This window comes from Pseudomonas sp. SDO52101_S400 (genome assembly GCF_054071635.1).
In genome coordinates, this window is record NZ_JBSVWF010000014.1 from 1 (window position 1) to 14,833 (window position 14,833).

General features: G+C 61.4%; 13 protein-coding genes. 6 read left to right on the forward strand and 7 right to left on the reverse strand.

Annotation, left to right across the window (positions count from 1 at the left end; genetic code table 11):
• Positions 1-74: 74 nt before the first annotated feature.
• Both waaA and ACW9HX_RS09245 read right to left on the reverse strand, forming a co-directional pair.
• Positions 75-1,355 (reverse strand): lipid IV(A) 3-deoxy-D-manno-octulosonic acid transferase, encoded by a 1,281-nt coding sequence (waaA, locus tag ACW9HX_RS09240; protein ID WP_457380348.1) that lies wholly within the window; start codon positions 1,353-1,355, stop codon positions 75-77.
• A gap of 11 nt (positions 1,356-1,366) precedes the next feature.
• Complete coding sequence (locus tag ACW9HX_RS09245; RefSeq protein WP_457380349.1) at positions 1,367-2,269, reverse strand: LysR family transcriptional regulator; 903 nt, start codon at positions 2,267-2,269, stop codon at positions 1,367-1,369.
• A gap of 102 nt (positions 2,270-2,371) precedes the next feature.
• On the opposite strand from ACW9HX_RS09245, the gene ACW9HX_RS09250 reads away from it, so the two are divergent.
• From ACW9HX_RS09250 to ACW9HX_RS09265, 4 genes are all read left to right on the forward strand, one after another.
• Positions 2,372-2,704, forward strand: coding sequence for a DMT family transporter (locus tag ACW9HX_RS09250; protein WP_457380350.1), 333 nt, complete (start codon positions 2,372-2,374; stop codon positions 2,702-2,704).
• Between the two features lie 135 nt (positions 2,705-2,839).
• Positions 2,840-4,015 (forward strand): NAD(P)/FAD-dependent oxidoreductase, encoded by a 1,176-nt coding sequence (locus ACW9HX_RS09255; protein ID WP_457380351.1) that lies wholly within the window; start codon positions 2,840-2,842, stop codon positions 4,013-4,015.
• Positions 4,012-4,824, forward strand: a complete 813-nt coding sequence (locus ACW9HX_RS09260) for an aldo/keto reductase (protein WP_039766580.1) — start codon at positions 4,012-4,014, stop codon at positions 4,822-4,824. Before ACW9HX_RS09255 ends, ACW9HX_RS09260 begins: the two co-directional genes overlap by 4 nt.
• Positions 4,825-4,855: 31 nt before the next feature.
• The gene (locus ACW9HX_RS09265) at positions 4,856-5,824 is read left to right on the forward strand and encodes a metal ABC transporter ATPase (protein ID WP_114881185.1); all 969 of its coding nucleotides are present in this window, start codon (positions 4,856-4,858) and stop codon (positions 5,822-5,824) included.
• Positions 5,825-5,890: 66 nt separating this feature from the next.
• Here ACW9HX_RS09265 and hldE read toward each other — a convergent pair whose 3' ends face one another.
• From hldE to msbA, 4 genes are all read right to left on the reverse strand, one after another.
• Positions 5,891-7,315, reverse strand: coding sequence for a bifunctional D-glycero-beta-D-manno-heptose-7-phosphate kinase/D-glycero-beta-D-manno-heptose 1-phosphate adenylyltransferase HldE (gene hldE, locus ACW9HX_RS09270; protein ID WP_096819853.1), 1,425 nt, complete (start codon positions 7,313-7,315; stop codon positions 5,891-5,893).
• Between the two features lie 102 nt (positions 7,316-7,417).
• Positions 7,418-8,029, reverse strand: coding sequence for an adenylyl-sulfate kinase (gene cysC, locus ACW9HX_RS09275; protein WP_457380352.1), 612 nt, complete (start codon positions 8,027-8,029; stop codon positions 7,418-7,420).
• Positions 8,022-8,726: a sulfotransferase family 2 domain-containing protein gene (locus tag ACW9HX_RS09280; protein ID WP_457380353.1), complete on the reverse strand. Its 705-nt coding sequence runs from the start codon at positions 8,724-8,726 to the stop codon at positions 8,022-8,024. The genes cysC and ACW9HX_RS09280 overlap by 8 nt, the downstream gene beginning before the upstream one ends.
• 164 nt (positions 8,727-8,890) lie before the next feature.
• Complete coding sequence (gene msbA, locus ACW9HX_RS09285) at positions 8,891-10,693, reverse strand: lipid A export permease/ATP-binding protein MsbA (protein WP_457380354.1); 1,803 nt, start codon at positions 10,691-10,693, stop codon at positions 8,891-8,893.
• Between the two features lie 154 nt (positions 10,694-10,847).
• Between msbA and ACW9HX_RS09290 the strand changes: the two genes are divergently transcribed.
• On the forward strand, positions 10,848-12,713 hold the full coding sequence (locus tag ACW9HX_RS09290) for an O-antigen ligase family protein (protein WP_457380355.1): 1,866 nt from the start codon (positions 10,848-10,850) through the stop codon (positions 12,711-12,713).
• Positions 12,713-13,930 (forward strand): acyltransferase family protein, encoded by a 1,218-nt coding sequence (locus tag ACW9HX_RS09295; protein WP_457380356.1) that lies wholly within the window; start codon positions 12,713-12,715, stop codon positions 13,928-13,930. Before ACW9HX_RS09290 ends, ACW9HX_RS09295 begins: the two co-directional genes overlap by 1 nt.
• 18 nt (positions 13,931-13,948) lie before the next feature.
• Here the strand turns inward: ACW9HX_RS09295 and ACW9HX_RS09300 are convergent, their stop codons facing one another.
• Positions 13,949-14,833 (reverse strand): glycosyltransferase, encoded by an 885-nt coding sequence (locus ACW9HX_RS09300; RefSeq protein WP_457380414.1) that lies wholly within the window; start codon positions 14,831-14,833, stop codon positions 13,949-13,951.

The following is a 14,833-nucleotide window of genomic DNA, read 5'->3' on the forward strand; positions in this document are numbered from 1 at the left end:
ATTTTGATTTCTTGCGGCCAAAGGTCAAGCGAGAAGGCTTAACTGATCGGCATTAGCCTTGAGGCTGCGTTTTTTTATGGGCGGTCGATCAACCGTCCCAGGCCATCGAGCAAGCGCTGCAACGCGCCCTGATTGCGGCGCATCACATTCAATCCAGCTTCCGCCATGCGCTGTGCATCGCGCGGCAATTCGAACAGGCGCTGCACTTCTGTCGCCAGACCTTCGGCGTCATCCACCTCGGCCAACGCCCCGGCGCTGCGCAGTTGCGCGGCGATGTCGAGGAAGTTGAACAGGTGCGGGCCGCTGATCACCGGTTTGGCCAGAGCCGCTGGCTCCAGCAGGTTGTGGCCGCCGTTGGGCACCAGACTGCCGCCGACAAACGCGCTGTCGGCCAGGGCATAGAGAAACAGCAACTCGCCCATGGTGTCGCCGAGCAGCACCGATGTTGCAGCATCGACGTTGGCGCCGGTCGAGCGACGCACCGTGGCAAAACCTTCGCGCTGGCAAAGTTCGAACACTGAATTGAAACGCTCCGGATGACGCGGCACCAGAATCAGCAGCGCATCGGGATGATTGGCCAGCAAACGCCGATGGGCGTTCAGCACCACCTCGTCTTCGCCTTCATGGGTGCTGGCGGCGATCCACACCGGACGTTCCTGCGCCTGCCATTGGCCGCGCAGCTCAGTGGCGCGTTGCAGCAGCTGCGGGTCGATGGTCAGGTCAAACTTGATCGAGCCGGTGACTTCGACCGTCTCCGTCCGTGCGCCCAAATCGCGGAAACGCTGGGCTTCAGCCTCGGTCTGCACGGCAAACAGGCTCATTTCGGCCAGCATCGGCGCGGTCAGTTTGCTGAACCGGCCATAGCCCTTGGCCGAACGCTCGGACAGGCGACCGTTGGCCAGCGCTACCGGAATCCCGCGTTTGGCGCATTGATGGATGTGGTTGGGCCAGAGTTCGGTTTCCATGATCACCGCCAGTTTCGGCTGCACGCGATCAAGAAAACGCGACGCCGCGCAGGGCAAGTCGTAGGGCAAGTAGCAGTGTTGAATCCGTGGCTCGTTGGCGAACAGCGCGTGAATCCGCTCCGAGCCGGTCGGTGTCATGCAGGTCACGGTGATCGGCAGCTGTGGATAACGTTGCAGCAGTGCGCGGATCATCGGCGCGGCAGCGATGCTTTCGCCCACCGACACGGCGTGAACCCAGATGCCGCCGGGTTGCAGCGTCGGCATCCCGTAGGAGAAGCGTTCGCCAATCCGTTTGGCATACGCCGGCGCCTTGCGCGAGCGCAGCCACAGCCGAATCGCCACCAATGGCAGCCCCAGGTAAAACAGCGCGGTGTAGAGAGTTCTATTCATGGCGGCGGAGTTTATCGGCTTTTGCCGCCGATCGCCCGCAGGTGTATGGCAAATCGCTCCGCCAGCCAGCGCGCCGCCGGCCCCAGCGGTTCGTCACGACGCCAGACCAGCTCCACCACCAGCGCCGGCGGCGTCCATTCACTGTCCAGTTCCACCATCAGGCCCTGATACGCCGAGTACTGCACCACATGGCGCGGCAACCAGGCCCAGCCGAGGTCGCGCACCAGCCATTCGGCCATCACGTAGAAACTGTCGGCGCGCCACACCTGCGGACTGGCCGGTTCGCTGCCGGGGTAGACGCTGGTCTGAGTCGACATCAATAGTTGTCGATGCTGCGCCAGTTGCTGACAGGTGACGTAGGAATGCGATGCCAAGGCATGGTTGATTCCGCAGACCGTAACCATTTCCACGCTGCCCAACACCCGGCGCTCGAGCGCTTCAGGGATTTCGTCGTGATAGAACAGCAGGCCGAGATCAGCCCGACGCTCCACCAGTTTGCGCGAAACCTCACCCTGGGCGGCGCTGGTCAGTTGCACTTCCAGACTCGGAAACTGCTCGGCCAGTGCGCCGAAGCTTTCCACCAGCGCTTGATACGGCATCGCCTCGTCCTGGGCCACCCGCAATTGCGCTTCCTGCCCGCGCATCATGGCCACGGCCCGACCGTTCAGGCGTTCGCACTGACGCAGCACTTCCCGCGCCTCTTCTAGCAAGGCTTCGCCCGCTTCGGTAAGACTCGGCTGACGACCGCTGCTACGCTCGAACAGGCTGACACCCAGATCATCCTCGAGCATGGCAATCGCACTACTGATCGCCGACTGCGCCTTGCGTTGCTGGCGCGCCACGGCGGAAAACGATCGCTGCTCGGCGACCGCGACAAACACCCGCAACTGCTCCAGATTCCACTGCATGCTCATCGGCCAACCCATCTTGTAAACAGATAGGTAATGACTTTACCCCATCTGGGGAGTCACTAGAATGCCGCCTCAGAAAGCAACGCTCCACACGAGGATTTGAACATGAACGCTTACGTCTACCTGGCCATCGCCATCTGTGCCGAAGTGATCGCAACCGTTTCGATGAAAGCCGTCAAAGGTTTCAGCACGCCTTTGCCACTGGTGCTGGTCATCGTCGGCTACGGTATCGCGTTCTGGATGTTGACCCTGGTGGTGCGCAGCGTGCCGGTGGGCGTGGCCTACGCGGTTTGGGCCGGCATGGGTATCGTGATGGTCAGCATCGCGGCGCTGTTCATCTATGGGCAGAAGCTGGATATCCCGGCGATGCTCGGGATGGCGCTGATCGTGCTCGGCGTGGTGGTGATCCAGCTGTTCTCGAAAACCGCCGGGCACTGATAAGCCGATTCAGATCCCTGTGGGAGCCAGCGTGCTCCCACAGTGGCGGGTGCTCTCCCTCTGTTGATCAGCAACAAATCCCCTTTTCCCTGAGTCTGTATACTGCGCCCTCGTCTTGAACACTGAGGTCGTTGCATGCCATCTCCAATTTCCACCGACGTTCTGATTGTCGGCGCGGGTGTCGCCGGCCTCTGGCTGAACGCGCGCCTGCGCCGCCAGGGTTTTTCGACCGTGCTGGTGGAAAGCGCCAGCCTCGGCGGCGGGCAGAGTGTGAAGTCCCAGGGCATCATCCACGGCGGCGCCAAGTACGCGTTGCACGGCGCGCTGACCGGCGCCTCGGAAGCCATCGCCGACATGCCGCGTCGCTGGCGTGAAGCCCTGGCCGGTAACGGCGAGCTGGACCTGAGCGGCGTGCGCCTGCTGTCCGAAGCCCATTACCTGTGGTCGCCGGGCACCCTGGCCGGCAACCTCACCAGTTTCTTCGCCAGCAAAGCGGTGCGTGGCCGGGTCGATCAGGTCAAGGGCGACCAGTTGCCGCCGGCCCTGCAGGACAAGCGTTTCAAGGGCAAGGTCTACCGCCTCGCCGAACTGGTGGTCGATGTGCCAAGTGTGATCCAGCGTCTGGCGGACCTCGCCGGTGACGGTCTGCTCGCCGGCCAGAACATCGAGCCGTTGCTGGAAAGCGGTGTACTGGTCGGTCTGAAGGTCGATGGCCGTGAGATCCGCGCCCAGCGCATCGTCCTCAGCGCCGGTGCCGGTACCGCAGCGTTGCTGGAAGCCCTCGGCCTGACCCAACCGGCCATGCAACGCCGGCCGCTGCACATGATCATCGCCAAGGGCCCGGGCCTGAAGCCGCTCTACGCTCACTGCCTCGGTGGCGGTACCAAGCCGCGCATCACCGTAACCACCCACCCGGCCGCCGACGGCCAGTGGGTCTGGTACATGGGCGGCGATATTGCCGAGTCCGAAGGCGTGGCTCGCGAGCCGGCCGAGCAGATCGCCACTGCACAAAAGGAAATCGCACAGTTGTTACCCTGGATCGACCTGAGCAACGTGCAATGGACGACCCTGCGCGTCGACCGCGCCGAACCGCTGCAAACCGGCCTGACGCGCCCGGACAACGCCTTCCTCGCCGAAGAAGGTCGCCTGCTGGTCGGCTGGCCAACCAAACTGGCCCTCGCGCCGGATTTCGCTGACCGGGTGATCGCCTCCCTGGAGCGTGACGGCATCCAGCCGAGCCACCCCGCTCTGCTGCCAGAGTTGCCGAAACCGCCGATGGGCATTCCAGCCTGGGAGCAATTGCTGCCATGAGCCTGCCAACCCTGCACGATCTGCATCGCCCGTTGGGCAGCACCGGCCTGCTGGTTTCGCCGCTGGGCCTGGGCACGGTCAAACTTGGACGCGACCAGGGCGTGAAATACCCCAACGGCTTCCAGATCCCCGACGATGACGCCGCACGCATGCTGCTCAAGCAGGCGCGGGAACTGGGCATCAACCTGATCGACACCGCCCCGGCCTATGGTCGCAGCGAAGAACGCCTCGGCCCACTGCTGCGTGGCGAGCGCCAGGACTGGGTGATTGTCAGCAAGGTTGGTGAAGAATTTGTCGATGGCCAGTCGACCCACGACTTCAGCGCCGCTCACACCCGAATGTCGGTGGAGCGCAGCCTGCAACGTCTTGAAACGGATTTTATCGACCTGGTGCTGGTGCATTCCGACGGCAACGATCTGGCGATCCTCAACGACAGCGAAGTCTACGCAACCCTCGCGGCACTGAAGGCCGAGGGCAAGATTCGCGGCTTCGGCTTCTCCGGCAAGACCGTTGACGGTGGCCTGAAAGCACTGGAGCAAGGCGACTGCGCGATGGTCACCTACAATCTGAACGAACAAAACGAGAAGGCTGTCATTGACTATGCTGCTGCCCACGGCAAAGCCATTCTGGTGAAGAAGGCGCTGGCCAGTGGTCATGTGTGCCTGAGTCCCGGCGTGGATCCGGTACGTGCCAGCTTCGAGTTGCTGTTCGCCCAGCCCGGCGTGGCCAGTGCCATCGTCGGGACGATCAATCCGCTGCACCTCGCCCATAACGTTGCGACCGTTGCCCAGGTCCTTCGTGGTCACTGACGCCGCCTCGCGGCCTTAAGCAGGAGCCGACATGCCGCGTACGCTCATCAGAAAGAACCCGAGCAACTTCAAGACGCTGCCACTGTTCGTCGAAGCGACGCCCGAAGGCCTGACGTATCAGAGCGTCGGCATGCCGCTGAACTTCGCCCAGACCCTGCAACGGCGCAAACCGGTCAGCGTGGCGGATGCCGAGCGCTTTGCGCTGGAGCTGGCCAACCTCGGCGTCTCGGTGCGCCTCACCCTGCACTGGCAAAATCGTGATTACTGGGTGCTGGTGCGCCAGCGTCGGCAGGATCGCGGCGATGTCGTGCTCAAGCTGATTTCCGGCTACGTACCGGCACACGAACTGAACATTCCGCTGCACACGGCGATCCAGGAGATTGCCGAGGAATGCCTGCTGGAAACCCCGGAAGGCTGGCTCGGCGGGCGCTTCAATGACACCTGGCTGCCAGCGCCGTATGCGTCGGCGCTGCATTATCGCGAGGCCCTGCCCTTTCGTCTGACGCCGTTGTCCGGCTCGGCCCGGCCGGTGCGCTGCGCCAATCTGCAACTGCTCGAACGGCCACGGGCCTACGTGCATTTGCCGACCGCATCCCTGCAATTGATCTATGACCTGCGGCTGGACGTGCCCAAGGAAGCCAAGAACCTGAGCCTGTTCCATGTCGATGAGCGGCTGGAAGGCGATCAACTGGTCGCCCGGCTCGACCGCAAGCGCCCCGATCTGTACTTGATGCCGTTGCAGGACGGCGAACCGCTGCCTGAGCTGTATACGCTCAAGAAAGGTCAGTTATCCCCGGCAGGCACACGAGGCCTGTATCTGGCCGAAAGCTTCGCCCGACAGGACGGCTGGCTGGTGCGTGATGAGCGGATTCGCTGGAAGGACTGGTTGCGGCAACAGGGTTTGACGCCGCCGCCCAAGGACACAGGGCTGGCGCGGTTGCGCGGCAAGGCGAAGCAACTGCTGAAGAAAATCGTGCCGCGCAAGAAAGTGAATTCCTGAACGGCAAAAGACCGCGCCTACGAGTGACTCCAGAGAGTCATCGCTGACGCGGTCTTTATGTTTGCATCACTCGGACTTGCGGATTTTTTCCACAATGGCCGTGGTCGAGCTGTTTTCCACCAGCCCCAGCACCTTCACAGTGCCGCCGTAGGCCTTGACGATGTCGGCGCCGACAACCTGGTCGATACCATAGTCGCCGCCCTTCACCAGCACGTCCGGCTTGACCTCGCGCAGCAGGTTTTCCGGGGTGCCTTCGGCGAAGCTGATCACCCAGTCCACCGCACCGAGACCGGCGAGAACCGCCATGCGCCGGTCGACGCTATTGATCGGTCGGCCCGGTCCTTTCAGACGGCTGACCGAAGCGTCATCGTTGATCGCGACGATCAGACGATCACCCTGCGCCCGCGCCTGCTCGAGGTAGGTCACGTGGCCGGCATGGAGGATGTCGAAGCAGCCGTTGGTGAACACGATCCGCTCGTTGTGAGCCCGGGCATCGGCAACCGCCAGCAGCAGTTGTTCCAGCCCCAACACACCACGTTCCGAACCTTCCTCGCGTTGAATGGCGCGACGCAGTTCCGGAGCGCTGATCGCCGCCGTACCCAGCTTGCCCACCACGATGCCGGCCGCCAGGTTGGCCAGCGCCACCGCGTGCGGCAGCTCTTCGCCAGCAGCAATCGCAGCCGCCAGAGTGGAAATCACTGTGTCGCCGGCACCGGTCACGTCGAACACTTCACGGGCCCGGGCCGGCAGGTGCAGCGCCGGATGATCCGGGCGCAGCAGGGTCATGCCGTGCTCGCCGCGGGTCACCAGCAGTGCACCGAGCTCGAGGTCGTGCATCAGCGTCGCGCCCTTGCTCACCAGTTCGTGCTCATCGGCGCAACCGCCGACGATGGCTTCGAACTCGCTGAGGTTCGGGGTGATCAGGCTCGCGCCACGGTAGATCGAGAAATCCTTGCCCTTCGGGTCGGCCAGCACCGGAATGCCTTTGGCCCGCGCGGCCTGGATCAGCGCCTGATGGTTTTTCAGGGCACCTTTGCCGTAGTCGGACAGCACCAGCACCTTGATACCCTCCAGCAGGTCGTCGACCTGGGAGGCAAGCGCCAGGGCGTCAGTGGCGAACGGTTCTTCGAAGTCGATACGCAGCAATTGCTGGTGCCGGCTCATGACCCGCAGCTTGACGATGGTCGGCTGGTGCGCGATGCGCTGGAACAAGGCTCGCACGCCCGCACCCTTGAGGCTGTTGCTCAGGCTGTCGGCGGCTTCGTCGTCACCGGTCACACCGACCAGCGACGCCGGCGCACCCAGCGCGGCAATGTTCAAGGCAACGTTGGCGGCACCGCCCGGGCGGTCTTCGATTTGCTCGACCTTTACAACCGGTACCGGCGCCTCAGGGGAAATCCGTGAGGTACCACCATGCCAGTAACGGTCGAGCATGACATCGCCGACCACCAAGACAGGGGCTTGATCGAATCGCGGCATGGACAACTTCATGGAGCAACCCACATACAAAATGAACAGGGGCGCGATATTAACACAGGGTTGACGAAGGCTTGTGCGGCGGCTGCAACAGGATGAAACGACAGGCTTTCTTGCTCATTTTTTGAGCAAGAAAGCTGCCAGACGACGGCAGGCATCGGCCAGCTCCACCTCATCGGTGTCGATCCGGCATTCGGCCTCCAGCGGCGCCTCGTACGGGCTGTCGATCCCGGTGAAGTCCTTGATCCGCCCTTCCCGCGCCGCCCGGTACAAGCCCTTCGGGTCACGTCGGGCGCAGACCTCCAGAGACGTGCTGACGTGCACTTCAATGAAATCACCTTCGGCAAACAGCCGGCGCGCCGTATCCCGCTCTGCACGAAACGGTGAAATGGCAGCCACGATCACGATCAACCCGGCGTCCACCATCAACCGCGCTACGTCGGCGGTGCGGCGGATGTTCTCGCGCCGGCAAGCCTCAGTCATCCCCAGATCGCGGCAAAGACCGCTGCGCAGATTGTCGCCATCGAGCAGGAACGTATGCAGCCCGAACTGATGCAGATGCAGTTCCAGTGCATTGGCCAGCGTCGATTTGCCGGCACCGGACAACCCGGTCAGCCACAGGCAACGAGGTTGTTGCGACTTCAGTACAGCGCGTGCCTGGGCGGGAAGTGCCAGGGCGTAGGGGCTAATGGCCGGTGGCCGCTGGGAAACCGAACGTGCTTCATTCATAAGCGAGCATCTCGTAGTCACGTTCATAGACCCGCCTTACCAGACGTCGGGTGCGCTGCGTGCAGAAATCACGCGCCGGCAGCGGACGTCGATGCCGGGAGCTGTTGACGTGCTGCAACTGGCTCGCCAGCCCCAGGTGCTCGCACACCAGGCGAAAATCCCGTTCCAGATGCTCTTGATAGCCGACGAAATCCAGCGCCAGTCGGCCCAGCGAATCGGTGAGGAAGTCGGTTTGCGCGGCAAAGTGCAATTGTCGCGAGATGGTGTCGGGATGTAGCCAGCGTGCAACAAAATCATCGAAGTCGCGGTAATGCCTGACCATTTGCTGCGCTGCGTGATCACGCTCGCTCAGTTCGTTGCCTCGCAGGAACGCGTAGGCCGAATAGGCACGTTCCAGCGGATCACGCACGAAAGCGAACTTGTATGCAGCCGCAAACTGCGCGGGAAACTGTTCTTCATACCAGTACAACGGCAGATGACCGGGCCGCCAGCCGTCGAACATCGCCGCACACACGCTGCTGCCGGCGCATTTGGGCACATGAATGAACAGACAGGAATGCTGAGCGAAGGCCTTGGGAAAACGCAGGTTCGCCGACATCGACTTGTTCACTACTTGCCGGTCGACTACCGAGAGGCGCCCAAGCAGAAAGGTCCGCTGCGGCTTGGGCAGCAGTTTCCACAGATAGCGTTGCAGCATGAGAGTACCCGCGCGACGGGGATAGCCCCTTCGTTGGAAGTCAAAATTCGTTCAGGAACCTTAACAAGCGCGGTGTCGGGTTTTATGCAGGTTTGGTCAAGAAGGGTAAAGATCCGGATACAAACCGCCGGGTGCATTGCGCGCCCGGCGTTCACAAGGCGCAATCAGGCGATATCTTCAGCCGGTGCGTCGAGCCCCATGGCATTCAGACGCGCGTAGTAGCCGTTCTGCGCCAGCAGCTCGCCATGAGTGCCGCGCTCGACGATCCGGCCCTGATCCATGACCAGAATCAGGTCGGCCTTCTCGATAGTCGACAGACGGTGAGCGATGACCAGCGTGGTACGGCCCTTCATCACTTGGTCGAGGGCCGCCTGAATGTGCCGCTCGGACTCGGTATCGAGGGCCGAGGTGGCCTCGTCGAGAATCAACAGCGGCGCGTTCTTGAGCAAGGCTCGGGCGATCGCCAGACGCTGGCGCTGGCCACCGGAAAGCAGCACGCCGTTCTCGCCGACCTGGGTGTCCAGGCCTTCCGGCAGTTGAGCGATGAAATCCATCGCGTACGCATCACGCGCCGCTTTCTCGATGTCTTCACGCGGTGCCCCGGCCAGATCGCCGTAGGCAATGTTGTTGGCCACGGTGTCGCTGAACAGCGTGACGTGCTGGGTCACCTGGGCGATGTGGCGGCGCAGGTTGAGCAATTTGTACTGCTCGACCTCCACACCATCGATCAGGATTTCACCCTTGTCATGGTGATAGAAACGCGGAATCAGGTTGGCCAGCGTCGACTTGCCGCTGCCGGAACGGCCGACCAGCGCCACCATCTGCCCCGGTTCAGCCGAAAAGCTGATGTCGTCGAGCACCTGACGATCTGTCCCCGGATAGGTGAAGCTCAGGTTGCGCACATCGAGGCGACCGCTGACCGCATCGCGCTCGACCGTGCCGGTATCGACTTCAGGCTCGACATCCAGTTGCTCGAAAATGCTTTCGGCACCGGCAACGCCCTTCTGGATGGTCGAACTGACTTCGGACAACTGGCGGATCGGCTTGGGCAAAAGGCCAGCCAGGGTGATGTAGGCCACCATATCACCCGCCGAAGCATCGCCGCGCAGGAACAGCACCAGGAACATCAACACCGCCATGGCGCTGTAGATCACCAGTTGCAGCATCGGCGTATAGATCGCGCCGGTGCGGGTCATGCGCAGTTGTTTGTCGGTATTGCTCTGACTGGCATCGAGGAAGCGCTTTTCTTCGTAGGCTTCGCCGCCGAAGCTGCGCACCACGCGATAACCCTGGATGGTTTCCGAGGCCACGTGGGTCACGTCGCCCATGGCCAGCTGGATCTTTTTGCTCTGCTTGCGGAATTTCTTGCTCGCGGTACGCACCATCACGGCGATCAGCGGCAGGATCGCGACCATCACCAGCGTCAGCTTCCAGTTCATGAACAGCAGGGAGGCGAACAGGAAGATCACCGTCATGCCTTCACGGATTACGACCTTGATCGCATCTGTTGCCGCCCCCGTGACCATGGTCACGTTGAAGGTGATACGCGAAATCAGATGGCCGGAGTTATGCTTGTCGAAATACCGGTTCGGCAACACCAGCAGGTTGTTGAACAACTGCACCCGCAGATCGTGTACCAGGCCCAGGGAAACCTTGGCCAGGAAGTAGTTGCCCAGATAGGATCCCAGTCCCTGCCACGCGGCAATCAGGATGATCAGCAGCGGTACGGCCTGCAACAGTTGCAGGTCACGCAGGTAGGGCACGGTGGGAAACAGCACTGCCTCGGGATTGGACAGACCGTCGACGAAATACTTGAGAATGTAACCGAGCATCGGCTGAGTCGATGCGAAAATCAGAAAACCGACGATGCTGATCAGGAACAGACTGATATACGGCCGGACGTAGCCGAGCAGGCGGAAGTAGATTTTCAAGCTCGAAGGGCTTGCGGCGAGACTGGAGTCGGTCATATCACGCGAGAGTCGATAAAAAGGACGCTGACTTTAGCACAGCTTCTTCAGGGTTCTGGCAATCGGGCAAAGGCTGTTATTGTTAGGCATCTTTTTCAGCATCAAATAGCCATCAATGAAATGGCCGATCAACTTCAGGATTGAATCTCACAGCATGCAACTTCGCGGCTTCAGCAGTACGTCCAATCGAATCTTCGATTTCATCAGCCTGTGGATAATCCCCGTCGGCTACTTCCTGCTTTTGTGCGCGCTGTTCTTCCTGCCGGGCCGCAGCCTGCATCACAAGCTGTTTTATGGCCTGTTCAGCATTCCGGCGATGATTGCCCTGTGCCTGCGCCCGCGGGAGTTGAAGGAGCTGCTGGGCGAACCTGTGATTCTTGCGGTGCTGGTGTTCATTGCCTGGGCGTTGCTCAGTCTGTGCTGGGGTCCGCCCGATGGCGAATCGATCGCCGGCATGCTCAAACCTCCCCTGCATACTGCGATGCTGTTCGTCGGTTGCTACCTGCTGGTGCGCTATCGCAGTGACATTCTCTCGCCGATGCTGTTCGTCGCAGCCGTGGTGGCGCTGATCGCCACGACCTGTTTCCTGATTCCATTCATCCGTCACTACGAGCCAGGCGCTCGCCTGATTGGTGGAGGTGCGTTCGACAACCCGCTGCTCAGCTCCCACTTGTTCGGCTTTTTCTGTGCTTATTGGCTCAGCATCAGCATGTCCTGCAAGCATGGCCGCCTGCTTTGGCTCAGCTTGCCGGCGATGCTGATCATGTTCGCGGCGGTGATCGCGACCGGTTCCAGAACGCCGCTGGTCGCGTTGACCATGGCAGCCCTCTGGCTGGCTTTCATTTGCTGGAATCGGCGCTCACTGCTGATGCTCGGCGCGCTGGCCACTGTCGGCGTCACAGTGGTGGCCTTGTTCTCGAAGATGATCACTGAGCGCGGCGACTCCTACCGTTTCGAAATCTGGCAGATCGCCCTGCAGAAAATCGCCGATCACCCGTGGATCGGCCATGGCTACAACGCCGATCTGGCCATTGACCCAGGCGTTGGCTACAACTTTCAGGAACCGCACAGCTTCGTTCTGGGCGTGCTTTTTTATGTCGGCATCCTGGGCTTGCTGCCATGGCTGTTCTTCCAGTGCTGGGGGCTGCTGAGCAGTTGGCGTCAGCGCGTCCAGCCATTGCTGATCATTGCCTCGACCTGGCTGGTATTCGGTATCGGCGCCGGGTTGACTGAAGGTGGCGGCATCATTTCGCGCCCCAAGGAACACTGGTTCCTGTTGTGGATTCCTCTGGCGCTGATAGCCGCCCTCAGCATCAACCAGCGGGCCCGGCGCCTGCTGACAGTCCCGGTGCAGAAACTGTCGGCCTCTGGTCTGCAACAACTGAGCGCCGATGCTCAGGTGATTGAAGAAGACGGCCTGGGCCCAAAGGTCCTGCGTCTGACCGATGGCAGCTTCCTCAAACTGTTCCGTAGCCGTCGCTGGTACACCTCGGGTAACTTCAATCCTTATTCAGAGCGCTTCGCCATCAATAGCGAACAATTGCGCCGGATGGGCATCCCGACCCCGCAGGTGCTGAATCTGTACCGCCTCGACGACGGCAGCAGCGCAGTGCATTACGCCCCATTGCCGGGACACACCCTGCGCCAGGTGCTTCAGGGCATCACCGCACCGGCGGTTCGGCAGGCGCTGGTCGAGCGTTTCGGCAAGTTCATGGCGCGACTGCATGAACAGGGCGTCTACTTTCGCTCGCTGCATCTGGGCAACGTGCTGGTGCTGGAGGATGGCGAGTTCGGGCTGATTGATCTGGCCGACCTGCGCGTCTACCCTTCGCCGTTGAGCCTGTCGCTGCGCCAGCGCAATCTGCGACACATGCAACGCTACACCGTCGACAAGCGGTGGCTGTTCGAAGACCACCTCGACGCGCTACTTCAGGGATACGCCATGACGGCGTCCAAATCAGCGGTAGACAATCTGCACAGGCAAGTGCTGGCCGGCAACACCGCGGCCCGGGTTCATTGATGATCGAAACCAATCCACTGATTGCGCTGGCCGCCTATCTGCTGGCCATCGTAACCGCCGCACTGCTGTTGCGCGCGGTTCCGAAAATAGCCCGACATCTGCAACATTCCGGCGAAAGCCGCTATGCGAGCATTGACGGGCTGCGCGGTTATCTGGCGTTCGGCGTGTTTGTGCATCATTCGGTCATCACCTGGATCTTTTTGCGCACGGGGGTGATCGAGTTCCCGCCCAGTGCCTTCTACTCGATGCTTGGCCAGGGCAGCGTAGCCCTGTTTTTCATGATCACCGGTTTTCTGTTCTGGAGCCGTCTGCTGACCCAGGGCCGCCAGTTCGACTGGATGGCGTTCGGCGTCTCACGGTTATTTCGCCTGTACCCGCTGTACCTGCCGTTGATGCTGATTGTGTTCGTCAGCGTATTCCATTTGCAGAACTGGGAACTGAAGGTGCCCGCAGTGGAGCTGCTCAAGCAGAGCCTGGCGTGGCTGACCTTTGACCGGCCGGACGTCAATCTTTACCCGCACACCGGCATGCTGATTGCCAACGTCACCTGGACGCTGGCCTACGAAGTGTTTTTCTATCTGGCGCTGCCTCTGGCCGCCATGGTGTTCATCTTCCGCGGCAACTGGCGTCAGGTTGTGTTTTGCCTGATCGGGATCTATGCGCTTTATCAACTGGTCGGCTGGGAGCACTCGCTCAAGAAACACTTCCTGGCCAGTTTCCTTGGCGGGATCGCGGCGGCGTATTGGGTACGTCGTCCGCAGTTGGTGGCCTGGAGCCAAACGCCGCTGGCCAGTGTGGTCGCCCTGGTGGCATTGGCCACAGCCTTCACTGTATTCAGCCGCGCCTTCAAGGCGCCGCCGCTGTTGCTGTTGACGCTGTTCTTCGTGATCGTGGCGTCAGGCAACACCCTGTTCGGCGCTCTCAAGCCACGCAGCATCCGCTGGCTGGGCGAGATCAGCTACAGCACCTACCTGCTCCATGGCTTCGTGCTCTGGCTGATGGTTCAGCGCCTGCCGCTGGCACTGAACCTCGACGCCATCGAGGCCGGTGTCTACCTGCCATTGATGGCAGCGTGCACCTGCCTGCTGATCCTGATCAGCAGCGCGACGTTCCTTTACATCGAGCAGCCCGGCATGAACGCGGGCAAGAAGGTCGTGCAGTGGATTCGCCAGCGCCAGCAAAGCAACAAGCGCCTGGCGGAAAAAACCGCTCGCTGACGGCGAGTGGCCAGAGCGTCAATCCTTTTCCAGCGGCGAAAACAGCAACCGACCAAGACCGCGCCAGGTCTTCTTGTTCCAGGCCTTGAATGGAATCTGCGCGAGCAGCTCCCGCGCCAGTTTGCGATCGCGGTTGGCGGTTTTCAGGAACATCGAATTGAGCGACTTGTAACGCACCTCGTCGTACAGCGGATGATCGCTGAACTGCGCGTAGATACGCAGGATGCTTTCAATCATGAAGCGATGGTTCTTGTAGGAGTTGGTGGCGTGCTTGCGGTAGCGCGCCATCACCACGTTCAGACCATCGATGAAGTACCCGGCGCGGGTGACTTTCAGCTCGATGTACAGATCCTCAAGACGAATCGTCGGATCGAACCCGCCCACCTTGTCCAGTGCCTCACGGCGGATCATCAGGGTTGGTGCCGGCGGATACGGCTTGCGCTCCAGAAACATGTCATCGAAATCCAGACGACGAAACGGCACGTCCCGGCGCTGACGCTTTTCGGGATAGAGGTTGCCGTCAGCGTCCATCAACTCGATGTTGCCGGCGCAGATGCCGACTTCCGGCTTGCCGTCCATGTACGCGACCTGGGTGGCGATACGGTCCGGGTACATGATGTCGTCGGAGCCGAACGGCACGATCAGACTGCCTTTGGCTCGTGCGATAGCGCCGTTGAGCGTATTGGTCAGGCCCTGATTCTGCTGCACACGGAAGTCAAAACCGTGTTCTGCCTGCAAGGCCTTGATGCGCTCGACGCTGTCATCCTTCGAACCATCGTCGACCACCAGCAGCTCGATGTTCTTGTAGCTCTGGTTGATGACGCTGAGGATGCTTTCCTCGATGTACGGCCCGTGGTTGTAGGACGCGATGATCACGGTGACGACGGGTTGCGCATCGTTCAG